Annotated in this window: 15 protein-coding genes; 7 read left to right on the top strand and 8 right to left on the bottom strand. The window is 44.3% G+C overall.

Annotated elements, in window-relative coordinates:
- Nucleotides 1–89: 89 nt before the first annotated feature.
- The 3 genes from ACE38W_RS12240 to ACE38W_RS12230 all read right to left on the bottom strand — a co-directional run bounded on the left by ACE38W_RS12240 (nucleotide 90) and on the right by ACE38W_RS12230 (nucleotide 4198).
- Nucleotides 90–1457 carry a sensor histidine kinase gene (locus ACE38W_RS12240; protein WP_375831207.1) on the bottom strand — a complete coding sequence of 456 codons (1368 nt, stop codon included), beginning with the start codon at nucleotides 1455–1457 and terminating at the stop codon, nucleotides 90–92.
- A 6-nt stretch (nucleotides 1458–1463) separates the two neighbouring features.
- A complete protein-coding gene (locus tag ACE38W_RS12235; protein WP_375831205.1) occupies nucleotides 1464–2150 on the bottom strand; it encodes a response regulator transcription factor in 687 nt (228 codons plus the stop codon).
- 77 nt (nucleotides 2151–2227) lie between these two features.
- Nucleotides 2228–4198 carry an ABC-F family ATP-binding cassette domain-containing protein gene (locus ACE38W_RS12230; RefSeq protein WP_375831203.1) on the bottom strand — a complete coding sequence of 657 codons (1971 nt, stop codon included), beginning with the start codon at nucleotides 4196–4198 and terminating at the stop codon, nucleotides 2228–2230.
- 118 nt (nucleotides 4199–4316) lie between these two features.
- On the opposite strand from ACE38W_RS12230, the gene ACE38W_RS12225 reads away from it, so the two are divergent.
- From ACE38W_RS12225 to infC, 3 genes are all read left to right on the top strand, one after another.
- Nucleotides 4317–4910, top strand: a complete 594-nt coding sequence (locus ACE38W_RS12225) for a DUF3347 domain-containing protein (protein WP_375831201.1) — start codon at nucleotides 4317–4319, stop codon at nucleotides 4908–4910.
- 332 nt (nucleotides 4911–5242) lie between these two features.
- Nucleotides 5243–7183 (top strand): threonine--tRNA ligase, encoded by a 1941-nt coding sequence (gene thrS / locus ACE38W_RS12220; RefSeq protein ID WP_375831199.1) that lies wholly within the window; start codon nucleotides 5243–5245, stop codon nucleotides 7181–7183.
- Between the two features lie 172 nt (nucleotides 7184–7355).
- Complete coding sequence (infC, locus tag ACE38W_RS12215) at nucleotides 7356–8021, top strand: translation initiation factor IF-3 (protein WP_375831197.1); 666 nt, start codon at nucleotides 7356–7358, stop codon at nucleotides 8019–8021.
- 56 nt (nucleotides 8022–8077) lie between these two features.
- On the opposite strand, the gene ACE38W_RS12210 is transcribed toward infC, so the two are convergent.
- On the bottom strand, nucleotides 8078–8641 hold the full coding sequence (locus ACE38W_RS12210) for an HD domain-containing protein (protein WP_375831196.1): 564 nt from the start codon (nucleotides 8639–8641) through the stop codon (nucleotides 8078–8080).
- 139 nt (nucleotides 8642–8780) lie between these two features.
- Between ACE38W_RS12210 and ACE38W_RS12205 the strand changes: the two genes are divergently transcribed.
- Complete coding sequence (locus ACE38W_RS12205) at nucleotides 8781–9761, top strand: cation diffusion facilitator family transporter (protein ID WP_375831195.1); 981 nt, start codon at nucleotides 8781–8783, stop codon at nucleotides 9759–9761.
- 207 nt (nucleotides 9762–9968) lie between these two features.
- Here the strand turns inward: ACE38W_RS12205 and ACE38W_RS12200 are convergent, their stop codons facing one another.
- Entirely contained in the window at nucleotides 9969–11177 is a 1209-nt protein-coding gene (locus ACE38W_RS12200) for a serine hydrolase domain-containing protein (protein WP_375831193.1), read from the bottom strand.
- A 322-nt stretch (nucleotides 11178–11499) separates the two neighbouring features.
- Here ACE38W_RS12200 and serA point away from each other — a divergent pair, with 322 nt between their 5' ends.
- From serA to ACE38W_RS12185, 3 genes are all read left to right on the top strand, one after another.
- On the top strand, nucleotides 11500–12735 hold the full coding sequence (gene serA / locus ACE38W_RS12195; RefSeq protein ID WP_375831191.1) for a phosphoglycerate dehydrogenase: 1236 nt from the start codon (nucleotides 11500–11502) through the stop codon (nucleotides 12733–12735).
- A 188-nt stretch (nucleotides 12736–12923) separates the two neighbouring features.
- A complete protein-coding gene (locus ACE38W_RS12190; RefSeq protein WP_375831190.1) occupies nucleotides 12924–13736 on the top strand; it encodes a hypothetical protein in 813 nt (270 codons plus the stop codon).
- A 43-nt stretch (nucleotides 13737–13779) separates the two neighbouring features.
- Entirely contained in the window at nucleotides 13780–15369 is a 1590-nt protein-coding gene (locus tag ACE38W_RS12185) for a S41 family peptidase (protein WP_375831189.1), read from the top strand.
- A 77-nt stretch (nucleotides 15370–15446) separates the two neighbouring features.
- On the opposite strand, the gene ACE38W_RS12180 is transcribed toward ACE38W_RS12185, so the two are convergent.
- The 3 genes from ACE38W_RS12180 to ACE38W_RS12170 form a co-directional block, all read right to left on the bottom strand.
- A complete protein-coding gene (locus ACE38W_RS12180) occupies nucleotides 15447–17699 on the bottom strand; it encodes a family 20 glycosylhydrolase (RefSeq protein ID WP_375831188.1) in 2253 nt (750 codons plus the stop codon).
- A gap of 91 nt (nucleotides 17700–17790) precedes the next feature.
- Nucleotides 17791–18090 (bottom strand): phosphoribosylpyrophosphate synthetase, encoded by a 300-nt coding sequence (locus ACE38W_RS12175; RefSeq protein ID WP_375831186.1) that lies wholly within the window; start codon nucleotides 18088–18090, stop codon nucleotides 17791–17793.
- A 180-nt stretch (nucleotides 18091–18270) separates the two neighbouring features.
- A partial coding sequence (locus tag ACE38W_RS12170; RefSeq protein WP_375831184.1) for a gliding motility-associated C-terminal domain-containing protein occupies nucleotides 18271–23848 on the bottom strand: 5578 nt, incomplete at its 5' end.

Here is a 23848-nt window from a genome sequence, read left to right as displayed (position 1 = left end):
AAGGAGAATTAAAAAGATATTAAAATTGAATTAGTATGTAGTGGTAGTGGAGATAATAGGGGAGCTATAATCCTTTTCTATAGCCGGTATCAGAGGTGCGGAAGAATAACAGTGAAGGTAGTACCTTCTTCTGGGGTAGACGTAACCGTTATATGTCCATTGTGTATCTGAACAATCTTTTTACAGATAGATAATCCTAATCCATGGCCTCGAACCTTCTGTGCATTCAGGCCGCGGTAGAAGGGTTCAAAAATTTTATTGATTTCTTCCGGCTGGATACCTATGCCATTATCTTTTACCTGTACCATAATGTACTGGGTGTAGAAATCGATAAAAACGTGTGCTGTATTGTCTTTGCTGAACTTGCAGGCATTATCGACGAGGTTGATGAACAGTACTTTCAGTAAACTTTCATTACCGAAACAAGTCACCAACAAATCATTATCGGGGAATTTATTGAATTGTATATCTATTTTACTTTCCCGCTGTTTGAGACGTATCAGATTCGCCATGTCCATCAGTAGTTCATCTATTCTTACATCACCAAACACAAATTCCTGTTCCTTCATTTCTGACTGTGCCAGCTGTAAAAGGCCATTGGTAAGGTCGGTCAAACTTTCTGCATCTTCGAGTACAGAAGTTAAAACGCTCTGGTATTCTTCTGCACTGCGTTCTTTGGAAAGCGTTACCTGCAATTGACTGATAATGGAGGCGAGGGGAGTACGCAGTTCGTGAGAGGCGTTGCTTACAAAACTTTTCTGGAGGTCAAATGAATCGCTGAGGCGCTGCAGCATCGTATTAAAGTTCACCGCCAGCTTCGCGATTTCATCTCTTCCCTGCACCGCCACCTCTCTGTCTTGCAGGTTATTGGCATTGATACTATCAACTTCCTTCACTAGTTTATCAATGGGTTCTACCATTTTTCTTGCAAAGAAATAACCAGCACCCACCAATACCAGAACGGCGGTGGCTAGCTCCAGGAGCAGGATACGACTCAGGTTCTGGAGATTCTGAAATCCGTATTTATCAAAGGAAGATACTATTACAATAACTGATACATTTTCTTCTGTATAATAAATACCTACTTCTTCTCCGCTACCTTTTTCGTAACTAAAGGTCTTGTTGAGTTTGATGTAATCCAGCAGGCTGCGGTGCGTACGGATGGTAGTATCTTTCAGGTTACTGTAAAGAAGATCGTAGTTGGTATTATATACGAGAATGCTTTCTTTGTAAAGATCCTGGAACGTGGTACGGTCCAGCTTTCGAAGGAGGTCTACCTTCACATGACCATCTTCAATAATTACATTGGCAATGGATCTTGCGCGATATTCGAGACGTTCCAGGTATTCGGCTTTCCTGGATTTTGAAGAGAAGTAATATACCAGCACAGCAAAGATCATCAGCATCAGCGTTGCTGATACGGTATAATAAAGCGCTATTTTATACTTAATCTTCAATGTTGGCTATTCTTCAGAAAGATAATAACCCATACCAGTTTTGGTATGCAGGAGTTTATTTTCGAAATCTTTATCAATCTTTTTGCGGAGGAAGTTCATATAAACTTCGATTACATTGGTACCAGTGTCGAAGTCGATGTCCCATACTTTTTCGGCAATAGTCAATTTGGATATAACTTTTCCTTTATGCAGGGCGAGGAATTCCAGCAGCTGATATTCTTTAGCGGTAAGGGCTATTTTTTTTCCGCTGCGACTTACTTCTTTTTTTTCTCTGTCTATTTCAAGGTCGCCGATAACGATTTTATATTGGGTACTTTGAGAGGTCTCTGAGCCGGCACGTTTGAGGAATACGCGTATTCTGGCGAGTAGTTCTCTGAAGTCGAATGGTTTTACGAGATAATCATCCGCGCCTAATTCAAAGGCTTGCATTTTATCATCCATGCCGCCAAGGGCTGTCAGCATAATGATGGGAATGCGGATATTTTTTTGTCGTATCACCTCGCAAAGTTCATAACCATTGCTGTGGGGGAGGTTCAGATCGAGGATGACGAGATCATAATTGCTACTATTGACAAGGCTTTTGCCCATACGGCCATCATAGGCTACGTCAACATCAAAACCATTTTCTTCCAATCCTTTTTTTACAGCGTTGGCAACTTTCACTTCATCTTCTACTACAAGAATTTTTTGCATGAAAATGTTTGTTTTTGTGAGATGATATACCCCGGAGATGCCTGCGTAGCAGCTGTTTCCGGGGTATGGAGGAGGCATTAGCTCATCAGTGATGCTTCCAGCTTCATGATTTTTTCAAAAAGCTCTTCATATTGTTGGTTCGCTCTATCAAGGAATTTGAGTACATCGTTGTATTCACTTTCCACGGAAGCAAATTTATCTTTATCGCCGTAGATGTCTGGGTTACCCAGGCTCCCTTCCAGGTCGGCCTTGCGGGCTTTGAGACTTGCAAGCTGTCCTTCCAGGTTACTAAATTGTTTTTGTTGTTTCTGCAGTTCTCGTTGCACATCTTTATTGATGGCGCCTTTAGGAGCTGCAGTTTCTGCTTTGGTTTCTTTTTTCGTATCTGCGGCAACGTTATTACCGTGAGAAGGAGCGGTTTTTTCTTTCTCCTGGGCTTGCTGATTAGCTGCCATACGTTTTTTCCATTCTTCCCATTCAGCGTAGGTACCTTTAAACTCTTTGATTTCGCCGTCTACGATTTCCCAGATTTTGTTGGCCGTCTGACTTACGAAATAACGGTCGTGGGAAACGAGTACCAGGCTACCTTCATATTTGGCTAATGCATCGATCAGCATTTGCACAGAGTTCATATCAAGGTGGTTGGTAGGCTCATCGAGCATGAGGAAGTTGGCCTGGCTGATAATGGTTTTTGCCAGGGCTACACGTGCTTTTTCGCCACCGGAGAGGATACGGATCTTTTTGAATACGTCGTCGCCGGTGAAAAGGAAGCAGCCTAACAGCTGACGCAGTTCCAATTCTGTTTTACCGCTGCCTGCATTTTTCAGCTCGTCCAGGATCTCGCTATTGAGGTCCAGGGATTCCAGCTGGTGCTGTGCATAGAAGCTGGTTACAACGTTATGTCCAGGCGTACGTTCACCTTCGTGAGATTCAGTACCGGCAATGATGCGGAGTAGGGTAGACTTACCTTTACCGTTTGCACCGATAAGAGCGATTTTATCTCCGCGGTTGATCTCTGCACCTGTATTTTTAAGAACGATGTTGTTACCAAAGCTTTTGCTGATATCGGTCAGTGTAGCCAGGATTTTTCCAGGCATTTTCTCAACGGTGAAGTTGATACGAATTTTGGAAGGGCCGCCATCTACTTGTTCGATACGGTCCAACTTATCGAGGCGCTTAGCGATACTCTGTGCCTGTGCGGCTTTAGAGGCTTTCGCTTTGAATCGTTCAATAAACCTTTCCTGCTGGCGGATGTAGTCCTGCTGATTTTCGTAGGCACGTTGCTGCATTTCACGACGCAGTTCCTTTTCTACTTCATAATCTTCGTAATTACCAGCATAGTGATGTAACTGTTGCTGGTAAACTTCTACGATACCATTTACCATGCGGTCGAGGAAGAATCGGTCGTGGGAAACGATGATTACGGCGCCGTTATAACCAATCAGGTAGCGTTCCAGCCATTCGATGGATGGGAGGTCAAGGTGGTTGGTCGGCTCATCGAGCATGAGTACATCCGGTTGTTGGAGGATGAGTCGTGCGAGAAGCACACGCATACGCCAACCTCCGGAGAACTGGCTGTATGGGCGTTCCAGGTCTGCTGTGCTGAAACCGAGACCTTCCAATACCTGGGCGGTCTTGTGTTTCATATTATAACCGTCGAGTGCTTCGAATTCGTGTAATTTATCACTAAATTCATTCAGCAGTTCGTCAGTCTGGTTGTGTTCAAGTTCTTTGGTGATTCTTTCGATGTCTTTTTCCAGCTCCAAGGCTTTACCAAAGGCCATCATACCTACTGTGAGGATGGATTCATCTGTTTCAAAGCTCAGGAGGTCCTGGTTGAAGAAACCGATGCTGAGGTTTTTACTTTTATTGACACTTCCTTTGGAAACAGAGTATTCGCCATTGATGATGCGCAGCAAAGTAGATTTACCCGTTCCATTCAAGCCAATCAGGCCGATACGGTCGCCGGGTTCAATATGCCAGGAGGAATCTTCCAAAATCACCCTGGAGCCAAACTCAAATGTTATGTCCTGTAATGCGATCAACATAAAAAATACAAATACAAAGGTTGAATAAAACGTGCAAAGTTACTGATTATAAGGATAATTATCAGATTATAATCCTTATGAATACAATTCTTTAGTTTTGTTTAACAAATTAGAAAAGATGAAATTAAAAATATTTCTCCCATTTGGAGCCATGATATTGTCTGCCAGCCTTTTTTCCTGTCATAATCAGGGTACAGAAAAAAGTACGGAAAATACTGTTGTTGCTGCCTCGGGAGCCTTACAAGCGCCTTATAGTGATATTTATTATGATTCCCTGCATCAGGTGATGGGCGCTTACTATCAGCTTTCTGCCGCATTTGCAGGATCTAATGCTACAGCAGCCAGTGCGGCAGCTGAAGTGCTAAAATTGCATATAGACAGCTTGCCGGTGCAATTATTGCAGATGGATAGCTCCCGCCTGGGCAATGTTACCGGTATCACTGGTAGTATTAGCGCCGAGCTGACTGGTTTGCAGGGGGAGCAGGATATTGAAGGCAAAAGGGCTTCTTTCCAGATGATTTCGGATATGTTATATGATCTGATCAAGGCTACAGGTTACAAAGGGCATACGGTATATCATCAGTTTTGTCCGATGGCCTTTGATGATAAGGGTGCTTATTGGCTGAGTGAAACGCAGAAGATTATAAATCCTTATTTTGGGGAGAAAATGTTGGAGTGCGGATCTACGAACGATTCGTTAATTTATAAATAGTAATCTCCGGCAGTTTTTTAGGAGAGCTGGTGCTTCCTCCTGGAAAAGCACTTGTTCACCCGCCTGTGGCGGGGGCAAGCTGTACATGAACATTTTATATGATAGCGAAAAAAGAATATTCTTCTTGACGCAACTGCTGCGAAATTGCCGTGCTGCACCTTATTTTCGGAGATATTGTGGTTACTATTAACCTGTTAGCTCCTAAGTTTAAAAATGATAATTTGCAATTTCTGCAAGAGTTTGGTTAAAAACCAAGAGGTATTGCTTAACTTCGCAACCTATTTAAAAGGAACACAGTATCTGCTAAAAAATTGGATACTTTAGAATAACGTATGATAAATATCACTTTTCCAGATGGCGCGGTGCGACAGTATGAAGCTGGCGTAACTGCATTGGACATCGCCAAATCCATCAGCGAAGGATTGGCGCGTAAGGTATTGGCTGCAAAGGTAAACGGGGACGTTGTGGACGCCACCCGTCCTATTACGACGGATGCGAATCTGCAGTTACTTACGTGGACGGATACGGATGGCAAGTCTACCATGTGGCACTCTTCAGCCCACCTTATGGCTGAAGCGCTGGAAGCGCTGTACCCTGGCGTAAAACTGGGTATAGGCCCTGCAATTGAAAACGGTTTCTATTACGATATCGACCTGGGTGGTCGTGCCATTACGGAGGAAGATCTTAAAAAGATCGAAGCCAAAATGGTGGAGCTGGCAAAACAAAACAGCGAATACACCCGTAAGGAAGTCAGCAAAGCTGATGCCCTGCAATATTTCACCGAAAAAGGAGATGAGTACAAACTGGAACTGATCACCGACTTGCAGGATGGTAGCATTACCTTCTATACACAAGGCGGCTTCACTGATCTGTGCCGTGGCCCTCACATTCCTAACACCGGTTTCATCAAAGCGATCAAACTGACCAACATTGCCGGCGCTTACTGGCGTGGTAATGAAAACAATAAAATGCTGACCCGCATTTATGGTATCACCTTCCCGAACGCCAAAGAACTGGAAGAATACCTGACTATGCTGGAAGAAGCTAAAAAACGTGACCACCGCAAACTGGGCAAGGAACTGGAACTCTTCACCTTCTCTGAAAAAGTAGGTCTGGGCCTGCCTATGTGGCTGCCTAAAGGCGCCCTGCTCCGTGAACGTCTGCAACGCTTCCTCCAGGATGCACAGATGGCCACTGGCTACCTGCCGGTAGTTACACCGCATATCGGTAATAAAAATCTCTATGTGACTTCCGGTCACTACGAGAAATATGGAAAAGATAGTTTCAGACCTATTACCACACCAGAAGAAGGTGAGGAGTTTATGCTGAAACCAATGAACTGTCCGCATCACTGCGAACTGTATAAAGCATCTCCTAAATCCTACAAGGATTTACCAGTACGCTTTGCCGAGTTCGGAACCGTTTACCGCTACGAACAACACGGCGAGCTGCATGGTCTCACCCGCGTAAGAGGATTTACGCAGGATGATGCGCATCTTTTCTGCCGTCCGGACCAGGTGAAGGAAGAATTCATGAAAGTGATCGACCTGGTACTGTACGTGTTTAACAGTCTTGGATTTACCAACTATACTGCGCAGGTTTCCCTGCGCGATAAAGAGGATCGCAGCAAATACATCGGTACCGAAGAAAACTGGGAACTGGCGGAAAGTGCGATCATCGAGTCAGCAAAGGAAAAAGGCCTGCCTACCGTAGTAGAATACGGCGAAGCAGCGTTCTATGGTCCTAAACTGGATTTCATGGTGAAAGACGCACTGGGACGTAAATGGCAGCTGGGTACCATCCAGGTGGATTATAACCTCCCTGAGCGTTTTGAACTGGAATATATCGGTGCAGATAACCAAAAACACCGTCCGGTAATGATTCACCGTGCACCATTTGGTTCACTGGAACGTTTCATCGCCGTACTGATCGAACACTGTGGAGGTAAATTCCCGCTGTGGCTGGCACCTACCCAGGTGAAAATCCTGCCAATCTCCGACAAAAGCCAGGAGTATGCGGAAAAAGTGGCAGATCTGCTGAAAAAAGCAGACATTCGTGCTGAGATCGACGACAGAAGCGAGAAAATCGGTAAAAAGATCCGTGAGGCAGAGCTGGCTAAGATCCCTTACATGCTGGTATTAGGCGAAAAAGAAGCAGCAGATAATCTCGTTGCTGTTCGCCGCCAGGCTAAAGGTGATCTGGGTACTATGAACCTCGATCAGTTTATCAGTCTTGTGAATGAAGAAGTGGTGAACAGAAAGCCATTTGAATAATCGTTCACAGATGTGGAAAAAAAGAATATAAGTAGATGAACATAACCATTTTCAGGTATGTTTATTGCTAAAGATTTTCACATTAAATTTGCAAAAAATTGTTTCTGGTCCATGGATTTTCTTTGTGGACCATGGACACCGGGCAATTAATTATTTAACTTTTATTTTTTTAATGCAAAACAGACCCAAACCAAGTTTTAACAACAACAACCGGGGTAGAAACCCTAACTTCCGCAGGGAGCAACAACAAGAACACCGCACCAACCGGATGATCCGTGTGCCTGAGGTTAGACTTGTAGGCGAAAACGTTGAGGTAGGTGTTTACAGGACCGAGGATGCGCTGCGCATGGCAGAAGAGCAACAATTGGACCTTGTGGAAATTTCCCCAAATGCAGTACCCCCTGTTTGCCGTATCATTGACTATAACAAATTCCTCTACGAAAAGAAGAAGAAGGAAAAGGAAATGAAGGCAAACGCGCACAAAAGTGAAGTGAAAGAAATTCGCTTTACACCAAATACCGACGATCACGATTTCGATTTCAAAGCTAAACATGCGGAGAAATTCCTGAAAGACGGTAACAAGGTGAAAACTTATGTGCAGTTTAAAGGTCGTGCTATCATGTTCAAAGAACGTGGTGAGCTGATCCTGCTGAAATTCGCTGAAAGACTGGCAGAAGTAGGTGGTCTTGAAGGTATGCCTACCATGGAAGGTAAGCGTATGATCGCCATCTTCGCTCCAAAAACAGCTAAGAAGAAAGAGAAAGCGCCTAAAGAACCTAAGGAGAACAAAGAACAGCCTAAAGTTGCCGAAAGCAAACCTGAAGGCGATGCTCAATAAGGTTTAGGGGTTTAATATTATAAGCAGCCACCAGGCCATAAGCCTGGTGGCTTTAATTATTGCTGTAAGGTCAGGTATTCATACATTCGCGCCTTCATGCGTGAAATATCTTCCAACGTTACCGCCATATCTGCTTCCTTGCCCATATCATCCCAGATACGTAATTGTATATACTGGTGAAATAACGGGTCCGCATGGAACGCAGCTGCTTCTTCCTCAGTCATAGGGCCGCCCTGATACTCCAATGTTTTCTTACTAGTTGCTGATAAGGTATCGTAATACGCGCTGTCCGAAAATGTCAGGTAACGCTTGGCCTGCACATGGCTACCCACCAACTTTACTAGTTGCTCCGGAAAACCACGCTCTCTTAGAAATCGTTGTCCCAGCGCATCATGTGCCATAGTGCCATAACCTTCCATTTGATCTTCTCCTTCAAAAAAATGTCCGATATCATGCAGAAATGCTGCCAGCACCATTTCATTATCGAAGCCGGTACGCTCCGCTATCAGCGCTGATTGCATCATATGCATCAGCATGGTGACATCCTCGCCATAAGCTTGATGCCCATGTTTTTCGTACAGTGAAAATATTTCTTCTGTAATCACATGTTTGTCTTCCATAACTAAATTTATCCTGATTAATAATCTAACGTAAATGCATATATTAAGATCGGAGATTTCGAAAGAATAGTTATGTGCGAAACCGGGATATAACAATTTGTTTACCTTCGCTGTTTACATTTGCAAAAAATCTGAACCATTGCTAAAAAGAGAGTTACGTGTCATCCTGATTTCATTGGTGGTGAGCTTCTTACTTACTGCCTTGAAATTCCTTGCTTATGGGATGACTCATTCTGTTGCCATCTTATCGGATGCCCTCGAATCCATTATCAACGTGGTAGCTGGCGCTTTTGCCAGTTATAGTATTTACCTGGCCGGTAAACCCAAAGATGAAAACCATCCCTATGGACATGGTAAGGTGGAATTCTTTAGTATTGGGTTTGAAGGTGCGATGATCTTCTTTGCGGGCATCCTGATCCTGGTGAAAGCCGGGCAGTATTTCATCTACCCAAAAGAACTGCAGAAAATGGAATCCGGCCTTTGGTTGCTGGGTGCCACCACTATTGCCAATCTCTTGCTCGGACTATATCTGCGCCGTTCAGGAAAAAAACTGAATAGTATTACCATCACTGGTAATGGGCAGCACATCATGACAGACGTTTATAGCAGCGCCGGACTGATAGTCGCTTTACTGGTTATTCATTTTACTGGATGGTCATGGCTGGATCCTGCAGTATCTGTTGTAATGGGATTGCTGATCCTCATCAATGGCTATAAACTGATGCGTCGATCTATCTCCGGATTGATGGACGAAACCGATATGCAATCTGTAGACCGCGTCATTGAAATTCTTTCTAAAAACAGAAATCCTAATTGGATTGATGTACATAATATGCGCATACAGCAGTACGGAAATAACTATCATATCGACTGCCATATTACCTTACCATATTACCTCGAATTAAATGAAGCACACGATGAAATGAAAAAGGTGGAAGTGCTGGTGAATAAAGAGTTTGGGAATAGTGAAGTAGAATTTTTTATACATATGGACCCTTGCATTCCGATCTGTTGTCATTACTGTTTAAAAGCGGAATGCCCTGTTCGTAGTCATCCTTTTACAGGGGAAATTATTTGGAGTAGGGATAATGTTTTACCGAATAGGAAACATGGATTGTAATCAACTTCAAAAGATATATTGTTTTGCGAATTCATTACCGTACCTGTATAATAGTAATGTTAAAGCAATAAAAAAGGGTAGCAGCGCTACCCTTTTTTATTAGTGTCAAAATTCTTTCAGCAATTCTCAAAGCTGTGTTTTTTAAACTGCGAACGAAGGTATCAGGTGTGTGGTACCTCGCTGCATTTTCAGAAAAAATACGAATGTTTATTCTTCACCAGCTTCCTCACCATCGCCATGGCCGAGGATTTCACGCACTGGTTTTACTGCCTGGTAAATCGCGCGGTTATATTTATTGCCAAGAATAATCAGCGTGGTAGAATCCTGTACAAAGCGATAGAAAACTGTATTGTTTCCATGCCACCAGCCATTGTGATAAACAATATTTTTGGTGCTGTCTGGATATACCATCAGGCGCCAACCAAGCCCATAATTACGTACGCCTGGTTTTTCATGGCTATATGGTGTATAAGCAGCTTTCAATGTTTCTGGTTTAAGAAAATGACCGCTGTATAAAGCCTGGTCCCATTTGAGCATATCCTGAGCAGAGCTGTAAATGCCTTTGTCGCCCATGACGCCATCGAAGTAAGTATCAGGTTCAGGCTGGCCATTGTATTTATGGCTTTGTGTCTGATGCGCTCTAACAGGAGAGGAAGGATCATATACGAAGGTATTATGCATCTGCAAAGGCTTGAAAATAGAGTCTTGCATAAAAGCTGCATATTTCTCACCGGTAACCTTTTCTATGATAGATGCCAGCAGCATGTAGTTGGTATTGCAATATTGGAAATGCGTACCAGGTTGATGCTGGATAGGAGGCTTATGTTTAATCATCAGCTGTATGACTTCATCATTGGTCATATAGCGGGAAGGCTCTTTCCACAGGCTATCGCAGAAATAAAGGTAGTTCGGTAATCCGCTGCGGTGACTTAGCAGCATGCGTATGGTAATACCTTTGTAAGGAAAGTCGGGAAAGAACTTTTGAAGATGATCATCCAGGGAAAGTTTATCTCTGTCTGCCAGAAATAATACTGCTGCCCCTGTAAATGTTTTGGACACAGATGCCATCTGAAAAGAGGAGCTGTCAACGATCGGCGTTTTAGTCCGGAAGTTTTCCAAGCCGTGGTATTTTTCAAAAATGATGACACCTTTACGGGCCACTATCATGGCGCCGTTAAAACCGGTACGAAGGAATTTATTATTATAGAAGTAATTTAATTCCTGTTGTATCTGGGCGGTGCGGGGCGAGTTCAGAATTGCCTCTCTTTCGGCTGCCGTAAGCCCTATCGTATACAGCGTAGTATCTGATGCCGTTTTATTTCTCTCTGCTGCTTTTCTTGCTGCTGTACTCTGACAGCTCGTTATAATGACAACCCCCGCAAAAATGAGTATGCCTGCTGCTTTCAATCGCTTCATTAGAAGTGTAATGTGACTCTTTAACGCTAAATTTCTCCCGAACTAAATAATACAAAACACGAAAATACTCATCAATGTTAAAGCCTACCAAATAAAAATCTCCCAAACATTGTCTTTTAACGCTATTTTAAGGGTAAAACCAATAAGTACTTGAATAAATAGCAACGCAACCCTTATTTTTTTGATAAAATCGAATTCGAAAGGTTCAGTATTTGAAAATTCGTAAACATCTAGTAGGTTTGTGCTTTGTTAATGCCCCGCAAAACAGCAATTATTAAGCCAATTGCATGAAAAGGATATACATATAATTTTATATAATACTATGGATCAGCAGAAATTGACAAGTTATCCGAAAGAGAAGATTAGCATTTTATTGTTGGAGAACATCAGCGATGCCGCTGTTGCGGAATTCACCAACGCAGGCTATTCGGTACGTAAGTTGTCGGGCGCGCTGAGCGAAGAAGACCTGATAGCAGAAATTAAGGATGTACATCTTTTAGGCATTCGTTCGAAGACACAGATTACACGTAATGTACTCGACGCAGCGAAGAAGTTGCAAGCGATTGGTTGTTTTTGTATCGGGACCAACCAGGTAGACCTGAAAGCCGCTACGGAAGCAGGTGTGGCCGTATTTAATGCGCCATACTCCAACACGCGTTCGGTAGCTGAACTGGTAATCGGGTTGTCGATCATGTTGATTCGTCGTATTATCGATAAAAACATTGCGGCCCATAACGGCATCTGGATGAAAGAAGCCAAAGGTAGTTATGAGCTTCGCGGTAAAACACTGGCAATTGTTGGTTACGGAAATATCGGTTCCCAGGTGAGCGTACTGGCGGAAGCGTTAGGTATGAACGTTATCTATTATGACGTAGAAACTAAGCTGCCATTGGGTAATGCCACGCAGATCCGTTCTTTGAAAGACCTGTTTGGACAAGCAGATATCATTTCCCTGCACGTACCGTCCAGCCGTTCTACAGAAAATATGATTGGTGCGGAAGCGCTGTCTTATGTTAAGCCAGGTGCAATCTTTATTAACTATGCCCGCGGAGAAGTGGTAGACCTGGATGCGCTGAAAGAAGCGTTGGTAAGTGGCCAGATCTCTGGTGCAGCCATCGACGTATTCCCGGTAGAACCTGAGAAAAACGGCGCAGCATTTTCTACTCCGCTGCAAAAACTGCCTAACGTGATCCTTACACCGCACATCGGTGGCAGTACAGAAGAAGCGCAACATAACATCGGGCTGGATGTCAGCAGTAAGCTGCTCAACTACCTGGAAAAAGGCGCCAGCTTTGGTTCTCATACCGTTCCGGCTATCAGCGTTCCAGCAATTGAGCATACACATCGCATCCTGCATATCCACGAAAACGTGCCGGGTGTATTGTCTGCGATCAACACCGCATTATCCGAAAACAAAATCAATATCCTGGGTCAGTACCTGAAAACGAATGAACAAATTGGTTATGTGGTGCTGGACGTGGATACTAAACTTTCACAGGATGCTTTGGCATTATTGAGAAACGTAAAACATACGATCAAAACCAGGTTATTGTATTAATAACTGGTAATCATATACGTAAGCGGTATCTACTGAGTAGGTACCGCTTTTTTTTATACGACAGGACTAAACGGATTATTCGACCGGATTTCCCGCCTTTTCATCGAGTCCCTGGCGGCCGGAAAATGTTTTTGTGTACCTTGTCTATAAATAGCTATCTTGAAGGCAAAAATAATTGCTACACTAAAATGAAAATCAGAAAGTCAATTTTTGCCGGTGCGGGTTTGATTGCCGGATTATTTATTTCTACAATCGCCATGGCGCAGGATGAAGATGTCAATAAATGGGTGCCGGCTAATATTCACATAGACGGTAAGGCCAATGAGTGGCCAAAGCCGCTGTCTTTTTATAATAATGATGCAAAAGTTTTTTACGTTATAGCGAACGATTCCAATAATCTTTATGTTGTAATAAGTGCGCCGGATGCACAAAACCAGATGAAAATAATGAGAGCGGGTTTTACGTTTTCTGTAAATCCGACCGGAAAGAAAAAAGCGGTATCCTCTGTTACTTTCCCTATTCTGGGAGAAGATGCACCGGAAGTTGTTGAATCCCAAAACCAGCGTAATTCTGTAGAGTGGAGGAGAAGCGTATTACAGAATGCAAAACAGATCAGTGTAGAAGGACTCGTTGGAGTACCTGATGGTATTCTGCCTGTGAAAAATGATAAGAATATCCTGTCAGCAGCATCGCTGGATGATCAGGGAAACCTCATCTGCGAGCTGGCTATACCTTTATCCTATATGGGAATTACTTACGGCAACGATAAACCGATCGCCTACAGATTTAAAGTAAATGCACTCAACCGCGACGATCGTAAAGCAAAAGAAAAAGAGGAGAAAGAGCGCATGGCAGCCATAGCGGCCGCTGAGAAAGAAGGGAAAGCTCCTCCTGCAGGCGCGCACAACGGAATGCGTAATGGTTTAAATGGTCCTGGAATGGAAAACCTGTTCTACCCAAAAGACTTCTGGACCAGACAAATCCTGGCTACGCACAAATAATATCAACCCGGATATTTTATTTCATATAGCCATAATCGTTATTATGCATAAAAGAATACGCACTCTGGCAGTCAGGCTGATGCTGGTATCCAGTGTTATTACCCTGACTTATTCCTGCAAAAAAGACCTCAAAACAGACCCTTCTGGTAATGGTGGTAATGGCGGCAATGGTGGTGGCACCACCGCACTTTCGGCAGAAGATTCGCTGAAATACCTCATGTACAACATCATGCAGGTATCTTATGGCGACGGTGGTCGCAACAAAACCGCTGGTTTACCCACTTACTTCTGGTATACTTCGGTTCCTTCTCTTAATCCACTGGACGCCAAATACAGCACTGCAGATGCATTGCTGACTGCCATGAAAGGATATGCCATTAACCCGGATACAAAAAATCCTTACGACCGTTACAGCTTCCTGGACCGCACTGGTGTGCTGACCAACAAACTGATTAACGGCGTATCTGCAACTACCTACGTATCCGCCAGCAATGGAGATATCGGTATGGAATATACACCAGTATTAGATGCCAATAATAACTTGCGCATCTTCGTACTTTATGCAGATAAAAATAGTCCTGCAGGGCAAGCTGGCGTTACCCGTGGTTGGGAAATTACTTCTATCAATGGTAATAGCACCTTCCAGAATACAACTGCTTTCCTACAGCAAGCCTATAACTCCATTCTGAATTCAGCTTCTGTTACTTTAGGTTTTAAATTACCTGATGGCAGCACCAAGACCATTACGCTGAATCAGGCTACCTACAATGTGAATCCGGTAGCATTTGACTCCGTATTGAATATTGGTACCAATAAAGTTGGATACTTTGTATTATATACATTCTCCAGTGTAATCAATTCTTCCGGTCAGGCCACCTTTACCAAAACTGCTATAGATAATGCTTTCAGCAAATTTAAAGCTGCTGGTATCAATAACCTGGTCGTGGATCTCCGCTATAATGGCGGTGGTGCTGTTACTACGGCTGAATACCTGGATAGCCTGATTGCACCTTCCACAGCGGCAGGTAAGGTGATGTATAATTATAAGTACAACGATGTGATGCAGGCAAATGCTGCTCAGATCGGGCTGGAAACCGTGGTAAACTTCCCGACTACATTGGGTGGATTTAATTTGAGCAATGTGTTCTTCATCACTTCCAGGAATACTGCTTCCGCAAGTGAGTTGACATTGAACAACCTTCGCCCGTATATGAATGTGCACCTGGTAGGTGATACGACTTACGGTAAACCAGTTGGTTTTATTGACTTCAACATCTCTATGTACGACAGTACACATACTAAAAAGTACCTGGCAGATTTGTATGCGATCAATTTTGCCACTACCAATGCCAACAACTCCGGCGGCTACTATTCTGGTATAGCTCCTGATCCGAATGCGCAGGCAACAGACTATGTAAACGTACCATGGGGTGATATTGTAAATGATGCTAACCTGAAAGCAGTGGCGAAGTTCCTTAACGCAGGTACATTCAGAAGTGCAGTTAGTGCTCGTGCAGAATCGCTCGGAGCCGCTGGTCTGGAACCGCTGAAAGGTAGCAGTAGCATACAAAATAACTTCAACGGAATGGTGGATTATAAGTTGAGTAAGAAGATTCAGCAACTGATGAAATAAATATCTTTCTAAAAAGAAAAAGCGGAGATCAACACATGGTTGATCTCCGCTTTTTTTATCTGCAAAAACTAAGTTTCTTAATAAACAATTACTTCATCTGCAAACAAAAATCCATGTTGTGCATTCCTGGCTTTCACGCGTATATATCTTGCCTGACGGCCTTCGAGGTTGAAGTTGAAGGCCTTAAAAGTAAGCGCGTTCTGTGTTTCAGGAACATCATTATCGATATGTTGTACCTGCGTAAAGTTGACGCCATCATCAGAAACGGCTACTTCCACAAAGGCAGGAATATAAATACCTACACCCGTCAGCTGCATAAAATTGACACTGACTGATTGTAGCTTTTCTTTGTTTTGCATGTCGATGGTAACATCCATATCTTTCACGTCAAAGCCTTGCCAGAGTCCATCTCCATAGGAAACAGTTCCTCGGTAGCCATCTGTTAAAGTGGCTTCTTTTTTTGCCGGATAGCTTTTACTGTAAGGAAGATTATAAATCACAGGTTTTCCGATGGCCTTGTGATAATCCGCACGCATTACAGCTGGTGTTCCTTTCAGTAGCGTGTCCTGAAATACGGCAGCTGTAATGGTTGCAGAGCCTTTGAAGGAAAACGGTTTCGTATATACGGGCGCGTTAGCAGTTGGCATACTGCCATCCATGGTGTAGTGAATAACAGGATTGTACTGTTCGGTATTCATAGCAATGGTGGTTTGCTGTTGCTGGTAGTCGATCTTAGGCTCGATCGTTACTGTATATGAAGGACGGAAATAGTTTACGTTTAGGCGTTGCAGTAAGAGGTATTGAGATTGTAGTCTTGTTTTAAAATCTGCAAAATTCCTTTTTTCCTGCGGTGTCCAGATTACTTCGGAAAGGGCCAGGAGTCGGGGATAGACCATATATTCCAGGTGACTTTCATTAGGAATATATTCTGCCCAGATGTTGGCTTGCGCGCCCAGAATATGTTTGGCTTCCATAGCGGAAAGCTCAGCTGGGACAGGATTATAGCTATATACTTTTTCAATTGGCAGATAACCACCTTGTGCTTCCGGCTGTGTGGCAGGATCTGCCTGGTAATGGTCGAAGTAACAAAAAGCGCCTGGCGTCATGATGACATCATGGTTTTCTTTAGCAGCAGCGATACCGCCACTTTCGCCGCGCCATGACATCACTGTGGCTTCAGGAGCGAGTCCGCCCTCCAGGATTTCATCCCATCCTAACAGTTTACGATGATGCGAGGTCAGGAATTTCTCCATCCTTCTGATGGCATAGCTTTGCAGCTCATTTTCATCTTTAAGGTGTTCTGATTTAATGCGCTGCTGGCATTTCGGACATTTTTTCCAGGCTGCTTTATTAGCTTCATCTCCACCAATATGTATGTAGGTGGATGGGAAGATATCCATTACTTCGAGGAGTACTTTTTCGAGGAAGTCGAAAGTTTGATCATTACCCAGACAGAATTCATTGTTTTTATAAGGAATGCCGGAGCAGGACAGCTGAGGGTATACAGCTAATACTTCTTCGGCGTGGCCAGGCATTTCGATTTCCGGGATGACGGTGATACCACGTTTTGCTGCATAGGCAACAATTTCCCTGGCTTCGTCTTGTGTATAGTAGCCACCATAAGCGTTAGGATCACCTTCGCTGGCATAGCGGTGTTGATTTTTTGCCCATTCTCTCCAGGTATTACCATAGCGCCAGGCGGCGGTATCAGTTAATGCCGGGAACTGTTTTATTTGTAAGCGCCAGCCGGCGCCATCTACCAGGTGCCAGTGGAAGGTATTGATTTTGTATAGCCACATTAAATCCAGGTATCGTTTAATGTAACTGGCTGGGAAGAAGGTCCTGCTTACGTCGAGGTGGAGACCACGATACCCAAAACGGGGCTGGTCTTCAATTTCGGCGCATGGGATGAGATACGTATCAGGTTGCAGCAGTTGCAGCTGTACCAGTGATTGGATACCATTAATCGCTGCGGCGCGGCTGCGAGCCAGGATGGTGATCTTATTAGGAGTGATACTAAGTCTGTAGGTATTTGTATCCGGGAGCATGGCCGCAGTAGCTTGCTGGATGTAAATATAGTTTGCCTCGGTTTTCGTAGGCGCGGTGGTATTGATGGTGAGCGGTTTTCCTGAAAAGGACAGGAGTGTGGCTGCTTCTTTAAAAGCCGGAGCTGCATGAACTTTCGTTTGTTCATTCCAGTTAAAATTTCCTGTAGTGGCTTGTAGGTGAACCGGCTTTGGAATGATGTCCAGGTTAGGTTTCAGCTGGGCTTGTACAGAAAGTGCGGAGGTAATGGTGAGTGCCAGTGCGCTGGCATATTGCTTCAGCATAAACGTCATAACTATTTGAAAGGGGCTAAAATAGGATAAAAAAAGTCCTCCCACAAAGTGAGAGGACTGAATTATGTTGAGTGGTAATGTCTTATTTATTACCGAGTTTACGGATCATGTCTGTGGAGATATCTTCACTGTAAGCGCCGTAGCCATGCATCAGTACGCCTTTAGTGCCGTCTTTGGCTGAGATGGCGTATACAATATCTTCATCAGCGGGATTGGTATTTCCTTCGAAACGGTAGGTCTCTACAATTTCGAAATCCTGTGGATGGAGTTTGTAATTATCGTCGGCTCCCTGGATACAATCGAACTGCATGTTAAAATCCTGGGTATATCCGCGTTGGCGGAGATCCTGTAATGCTTCGGTAACTGTTTCGTATGTCTTCATAGCTCAAAATTTCGTTAATGAATTTACTGAATTCAGGTCAATGGTAAACAGATAATGTGGGATTATCTACGACAATCATCTCCCGAAAAATATACAAAAATGGAACCAGATATGTTTGATAAAAAAAGCCGCCTCTACTAAGTAGAGACGGCTTTTTGATTTATGGGCCGTTATCGGGGATTACCTGATAACTGTTACTTCACCTTTGAGGACGTTGGCCGTTCCGTTAGCAGACTTCTTGTAAGTCAGCCACCACACATATGTTCCGACATCCACAGGAGTTCCTTTGTATTTACCATCCCAACCTCTGTGTTGATCAGAGGAGAGGAAGATCAGTTCACCCCAACGGTTGAAGATGCGCAGTTCGTATTCGTACATTGGTCCGCGAACCACTGGTCTGAATACATCGTTACGTCCGTCGCCGTTTGGAGAGAAGGCGTTAGGGAATTGTGGTTTAGGTTCACATTCTGTGAAGTTTACGGTGATATTATCGGTTGCGCTTCCACAGTCATTGAATACAGTTACGGTGTAGTTGCCGCTTTCTGTAACATTGAGAGAAGGAGCGGTAGAACCGTTATCCCAACGTACTGCAGTGATACCACTTCCTTGAGCACGGAGTGTGAGGGTTTCACCTTTACACATTACCGTGTCGTTACCCAGGTTTACTTTTGGCAATCCTGTCACGGCTACTTTCACGCTATCCATGTATACGCGTTGACAGAATTTATCCATTACTGCGATCTTGTATTTACCAGCTTCAGTGATAGCTTTCACTGGATTAGGATCGCCGTCGTTCCAGAGGTAAGAGATGGCATTTGCTGTAGTACCATCCAGTGTGATAGAGGATCCAGGGCAGATATTTCTGTCAGGACCCAGGTCTACTTTGATTTCTGGTTTCAGTCTTACATTAACTGTATCACGTACCACGCAGTTATCTCTGCTAACCGCTACCCAGTATCCGCCAGGTTTGCTGACGATGATGGAGTTGCTGGTTTCACCTGTCTGCCATTGTATACGTCCGCCGTTAGTGTTAACTGTCAGCATGATAGACTGGTCAGGGCAGATGGTGGTATCGCGGCTCAGGCTAATGTCTGGCGGAGGATTCACGCTTACTTTAACCGTATCGATGGTGATACAACCGCTCTTAGATACTTTCACCCAGAAGTCTTCCTGTGTGCTTACCAGGATGGAAGAAGCGGTAGAACCGTTGCTCCAGAGGTAAGAAGCGCCATTTACATAAGCATCCAGTTTCACTGATTGACCGCGGCAGATGGTAGTATCAGGGATATCTACCAGTGGTGTTGGGATCAGTCCAACTTTGATGGTGTCAGTAGTAGCACATTGACCGTTAGATACATTCACCCAGTAGGTACCTGCTTTGGTTACGTTGATACGTTGTGTTGTTTCGCCGGTAGACCATTTGATGGTGTATCCGAAGTTAGCAGCACCTGCATCGAGTACCAGGCTGTTGCCACCGCAGATGGTGGTGTCTTTGCCCAGGTTAACCACAGGTTTCTGGATGTATTTCAGGGCGTAGGTAACAGTATCAGAAGAACAGCCGGTGTTTCCGTCGGTGATGATGAAGGAAGCACTTGTTGCGCCGTTCAGGTTGAAGATGTTGCTAGCCTGAGTGATTGGCAGGCCAGTTACAGCGTTTGAAGGTGTAACTGCTACCAGGGTGTAAGTAGGACGAGTAACGTTACCTACACTTGTGAGTACTATTCTAGGATTGTCAGAACAGTTTGTCGGAACATTTGGACTCAGTTGTGGTTTGTCGCAAGGTTTGATGATTACGTGTTGGATCACATCATTAGCCTTGTTGCCACAAGCGTCGGTGATAGTCCATCTTCTGGTGATGGTATAACCGTTACAGATGTCTTTCACATAAGGATCTTCACTGTAGGTTGCTTTTTTAGGGAAGCTAGGATCACAGTTGTCTGTTGCGATGAGTGAAACAGGTGCTGGGATCTTATCCTGACAGTAGATAGTGATATCTGCTGGCTGGCCGATGACTACCGGACGTGTGGTATCAACTACGGTGATTACCTGGCGAACTTCGGTTTTGTTGGTACAAGCATCGATAGCTGTCCAGGTTCTGATGATGCGGTAGGTGTTACCACAAGCACCAGGTACTTTTTCGGTAGTGATGGTCCTTGTCACTTTCAGGCTTGCACCGGAGCTACAGTTGTCTGTTGCGGTCACGTTTGGATCTGGAGCAGGAATAGCGTCGCAGCTCACAGTTGTGTCGGCAGGAGGCATGATTGTAAACACTGGTTTAATAGTATCCTGAACGGTGATCATCTGCTGCATGGAAGCTATGTTGTTACAAGCATCCGTTGCAGTCCATGTTCTTACTTCGATATAAGTACCGCTGCAAGAACCTGGCAGTTTAACGATTTTCGAGTTAGTGATTACCTGAACGTTACCTGTGCAATTATCAGCAGCGCTGATTACAGGCCATCCTGGAACCTTATCGCAATCTACCACGGTATCTTTTGGTGCAGGCATGCTAAACACTGGACGTGTAGTATCCTGTACACTGATGATCTGCTGAACGCTGGCAGCGTTACCACATTCATCAACAGCAGTCCATTTACGATAGATGGTGTATTTGCTTTGGCAATCACCAGGTTTCTGAACTGTTGAATCTTTAGGCATTACAGTAATTACACCTACAGAGCAGTTGTCGCTTGCTGTGAGTGGGGTACCAGCTGGTACTTTATCACAGTCTACGGTAATATTAGCCGGAGTAGGCATAGTGAATACCGGAGCGGTTTTGTCTTGTACCGTAATTGTCTGTGTTAATGTTACACCTGTGTTGCAGGCATCTCTGGCGGTCCATGTACGAATCAACAGGTAGTTGTTAGCACAATTGCCAGGGATATTTTTTCTTACTTCTACCGGAACGATAGTGATATCTCCGCCGCAATCATCTTTAGCGATGAGGTTTACTTTGGCAGGTACTTTATCACATTCAACGGTTACGTCAGCAGGAGCGGAGGTTTTGAATACAGGAGCTTTGGTATCTACTACTGTAATGGTTTGAGATGTTTTCACACTCAGTCCGCATCTGTCGATAGCAACCCAGGTACGTGTAATTGTTTTCGTACAAGCGTTTACGATAGTTGTTACATCACTGAAGGTAACGGTCAGCTGTTCGTTGGTATAAGGCGCGTGGCTGAATACCGGTGTGCCGAACATGGTAGTGTAGTCTTTATTCAGTACGCATTCGGTAGTGAATGAAGGAGGCGTTGTGGTTACAACAGGGTTCTGTGTAACTACTACCAGACTAACCACATTGCTGATGTTATTGATACAAGCGCCAGAGGTAACCAGTCTTCTGTACCAGGTGTTAGCTGCGATGATACCAGGTTGGTAGGTATCGTTGGTAGCGCCACCGATGTTGGTGAATGGACCTGCAGGGCCACTGGTGCTTGACTGCCATTGGTAGGTATAAGTACCATTACCGCCGGTCAGGATATTACCGGTGAGGGCAGCAGCAGCTTCTGTTTTACAGAGTGTCTGATCACTGCTGATGGTGTTGTTCAGGATTGGTTTGCGGTTGATCAGTGTTACGCTACTGCTGGAAGCATTACATACACCGTTACTTACAACCCATGTCATCTGAACAGTTTCACCTGCCTGTACAGTGATGATAGCATCTTTATCATTTTCATTGCTGATGCTAACTTTTGTTTTATCGCCACCGGTTACGATCCAGGTACCGATTGCGCCAGCTACACCCGGATCACTTGCGTGCATCTGGAAGTTAGCGTCATCGCAATGTTCCTGATTAGGACCGGCAACGGCATCAACAGGTTTTTTGTAGTTGATGATGGTCATTTCATCTTCGGTAGAAGTACAATTACCGTTAGAGATAGTCCATCTGAGAATGATTGTGTCGCCAGGTTGAACAGTCACCGTGGTATTGTAAACGGTCTTATCATCAATGGATGCAATTCCTTTTACAATAGTCCACATACCGGTAGCAGTGCTTACGCTAGGTTTGTTAGCTGCCAGCGTGAACGGAGCCGTCTGGTTACATGCTGTCTGGTCAGGGCCTGCATCTGCTTTATCAGCTGAAGCATAGTTGATCAGGTTTACAGTGCTGCTGGTAGAAGCACAGTTTCCGTTGTGGATAGTCCACTGAAGAACCGCGCTGTTACCTGGTAACACAGTTACTGTGGTGTTATAAGCGTTAGGAGAATGAATAACAGCGTTACCGGAAACTACTGTCCAGGTACCAAAAGCGCTGGATACATCCGGCTGATTGGCTGCCATGACAAAGTCGTCGTTGCTGTTACATTTTTCCTGGTTAGTACCCGCAACTGCATTGCTTGCACCTTTGTAGTTGACAAGGGTTACAAGGCTGGTGGTGCTGTCGCAAGTTCCATTATGGATTGTCCAGCGTAATACGGAGCTGTCACCCACAGGAACATAAACAGGAGATACATTACTATTTGGTTGTCTTACGATGGCGTTACCATAAACCACTGTCCAGGTACCAAATGCAGTTGTTACATCTGGTTGGTTGGCGCTCATGATAAAGTCATTAGAAGTAGAACATACTTTAGTATCGATACCTGCATTGGAAGCAGATGCTTTCTTGTAGTTTACTACAGACATCTGCGCACTATCACTTGCACACATGCCGCCTTCTACTTTCCATTTCAATACTACGCTGTCGCCAGGTAATACATTGATTTCAGCATTAGGGCTATGTGGATTGATGATAGATGGTATTGTATTACCAGTTTGAGTGGTGAATGAAACCACGCTCCAGGTACCTACCTGAGGAATTGTTCCGGTGCTAGGCAGTGGAGTAGCATTCAGCATGAATGCGGTAGTTCTTTCACACTCTTTAAGGTCATTACCTGCAACTGCGTTTGCTGCAGCTGTATAGTTTTTGATGACCATAGAGTCAGATGTCGTTGCACAATTTCCACTGTAAACAGTCCATACAAGGATGGCACTGTCACCAGGTTGTACATAAACACCTGCATTATGAGCAGTATCTGGCATTGGAGCCGGAACTGTATTAGAACCATTGTATATCACGGTCCATTTACCTGTCTGCGGAATGTTACCAGTTGATAATGGGATTGTAGCATTCAGTTGGAAAGTATCTTTCTTCTGACATGCTTCTCTATCCAGACCAGCATAAGCTTTCGATGCCTGACTGTAGTTGTAGATCGCAACTGTATCAGTGCTTACAGCACAATTACCAGAAGAGATAGTCCATACCAGTCTCACGCTATCACCAGGAGCCACTGTTACAGCTGCGTTGTAAGCATCAGCAGGAGTAGGAGCTGGAGTAGTGTTGGTACCATTGTATATCACGGTCCATTTACCCGTCTGCGGAATATTACCAGTAGATACTGGTTGGTTAGCCGCGAGTTGGAATGGCGTGGTTTTGTTACACTCTTTCTGGTCAATACCAGCGTTAGCAGTAGTTACAGCAGAATAGTTATAGATATTCACTGTATCCGTACTTACCGCACAATCACCAGAAGAGATAGTCCATACCAGTCTTACGCTATCGCCCGGAGCAACAGTAACAGTTGCATCATGGGCATCAGCAGGAGTAGGAGCTGGAGCAGTATTAGTGCCAGTGTATATCACCGTCCATTTACCAGTCTGCGGAATGTTACCAGTAGATACCGGTTGGTTAGCCGCGAGTTGGAATGGCGTTTTTCTATCACATTCAGCCTGGTCAGTACCAGCATTAGCAGTAGTTACCGCAGAAGTATTAAATATC

The organism is Chitinophaga sp. Hz27 (assembly GCF_042263525.1).
In the GTDB taxonomy this organism is placed as follows: domain Bacteria; phylum Bacteroidota; class Bacteroidia; order Chitinophagales; family Chitinophagaceae; genus Chitinophaga.
This window is presented reverse-complemented; position numbering and strand designations above follow the sequence as displayed.

Bases quoted from the DNA above. Each gene is read 5' to 3' on its own strand.
- serA (WP_375831191.1), top strand. From the start codon at position 11,500: ATGGATCAGCAGAAATTGACAAGTTATCCGAAAGAGAAGATTAGCATT.
- ACE38W_RS12180 (WP_375831188.1), bottom strand. From the start codon at position 17,699: ATGCTGAAGCAATATGCCAGCGCACTGGCACTCACCATTACCTCCGCA.
- ACE38W_RS12235 (WP_375831205.1), bottom strand. From the start codon at position 2,150: ATGCAAAAAATTCTTGTAGTAGAAGATGAAGTGAAAGTTGCCAACGCT.
- ACE38W_RS12210 (WP_375831196.1), bottom strand. From the start codon at position 8,641: ATGGAAGACAAACATGTGATTACAGAAGAAATATTTTCACTGTACGAA.
- infC (WP_375831197.1), top strand. From the start codon at position 7,356: ATGCAAAACAGACCCAAACCAAGTTTTAACAACAACAACCGGGGTAGA.
- ACE38W_RS12175 (WP_375831186.1), bottom strand. From the start codon at position 18,090: ATGAAGACATACGAAACAGTTACCGAAGCATTACAGGATCTCCGCCAA.
- thrS (WP_375831199.1), top strand. From the start codon at position 5,243: ATGATAAATATCACTTTTCCAGATGGCGCGGTGCGACAGTATGAAGCT.
- ACE38W_RS12230 (WP_375831203.1), bottom strand. From the start codon at position 4,198: ATGTTGATCGCATTACAGGACATAACATTTGAGTTTGGCTCCAGGGTG.
- ACE38W_RS12200 (WP_375831193.1), bottom strand. From the start codon at position 11,177: ATGAAGCGATTGAAAGCAGCAGGCATACTCATTTTTGCGGGGGTTGTC.
- ACE38W_RS12190 (WP_375831190.1), top strand. From the start codon at position 12,924: ATGAAAATCAGAAAGTCAATTTTTGCCGGTGCGGGTTTGATTGCCGGA.
- ACE38W_RS12185 (WP_375831189.1), top strand. From the start codon at position 13,780: ATGCATAAAAGAATACGCACTCTGGCAGTCAGGCTGATGCTGGTATCC.
- ACE38W_RS12225 (WP_375831201.1), top strand. From the start codon at position 4,317: ATGAAATTAAAAATATTTCTCCCATTTGGAGCCATGATATTGTCTGCC.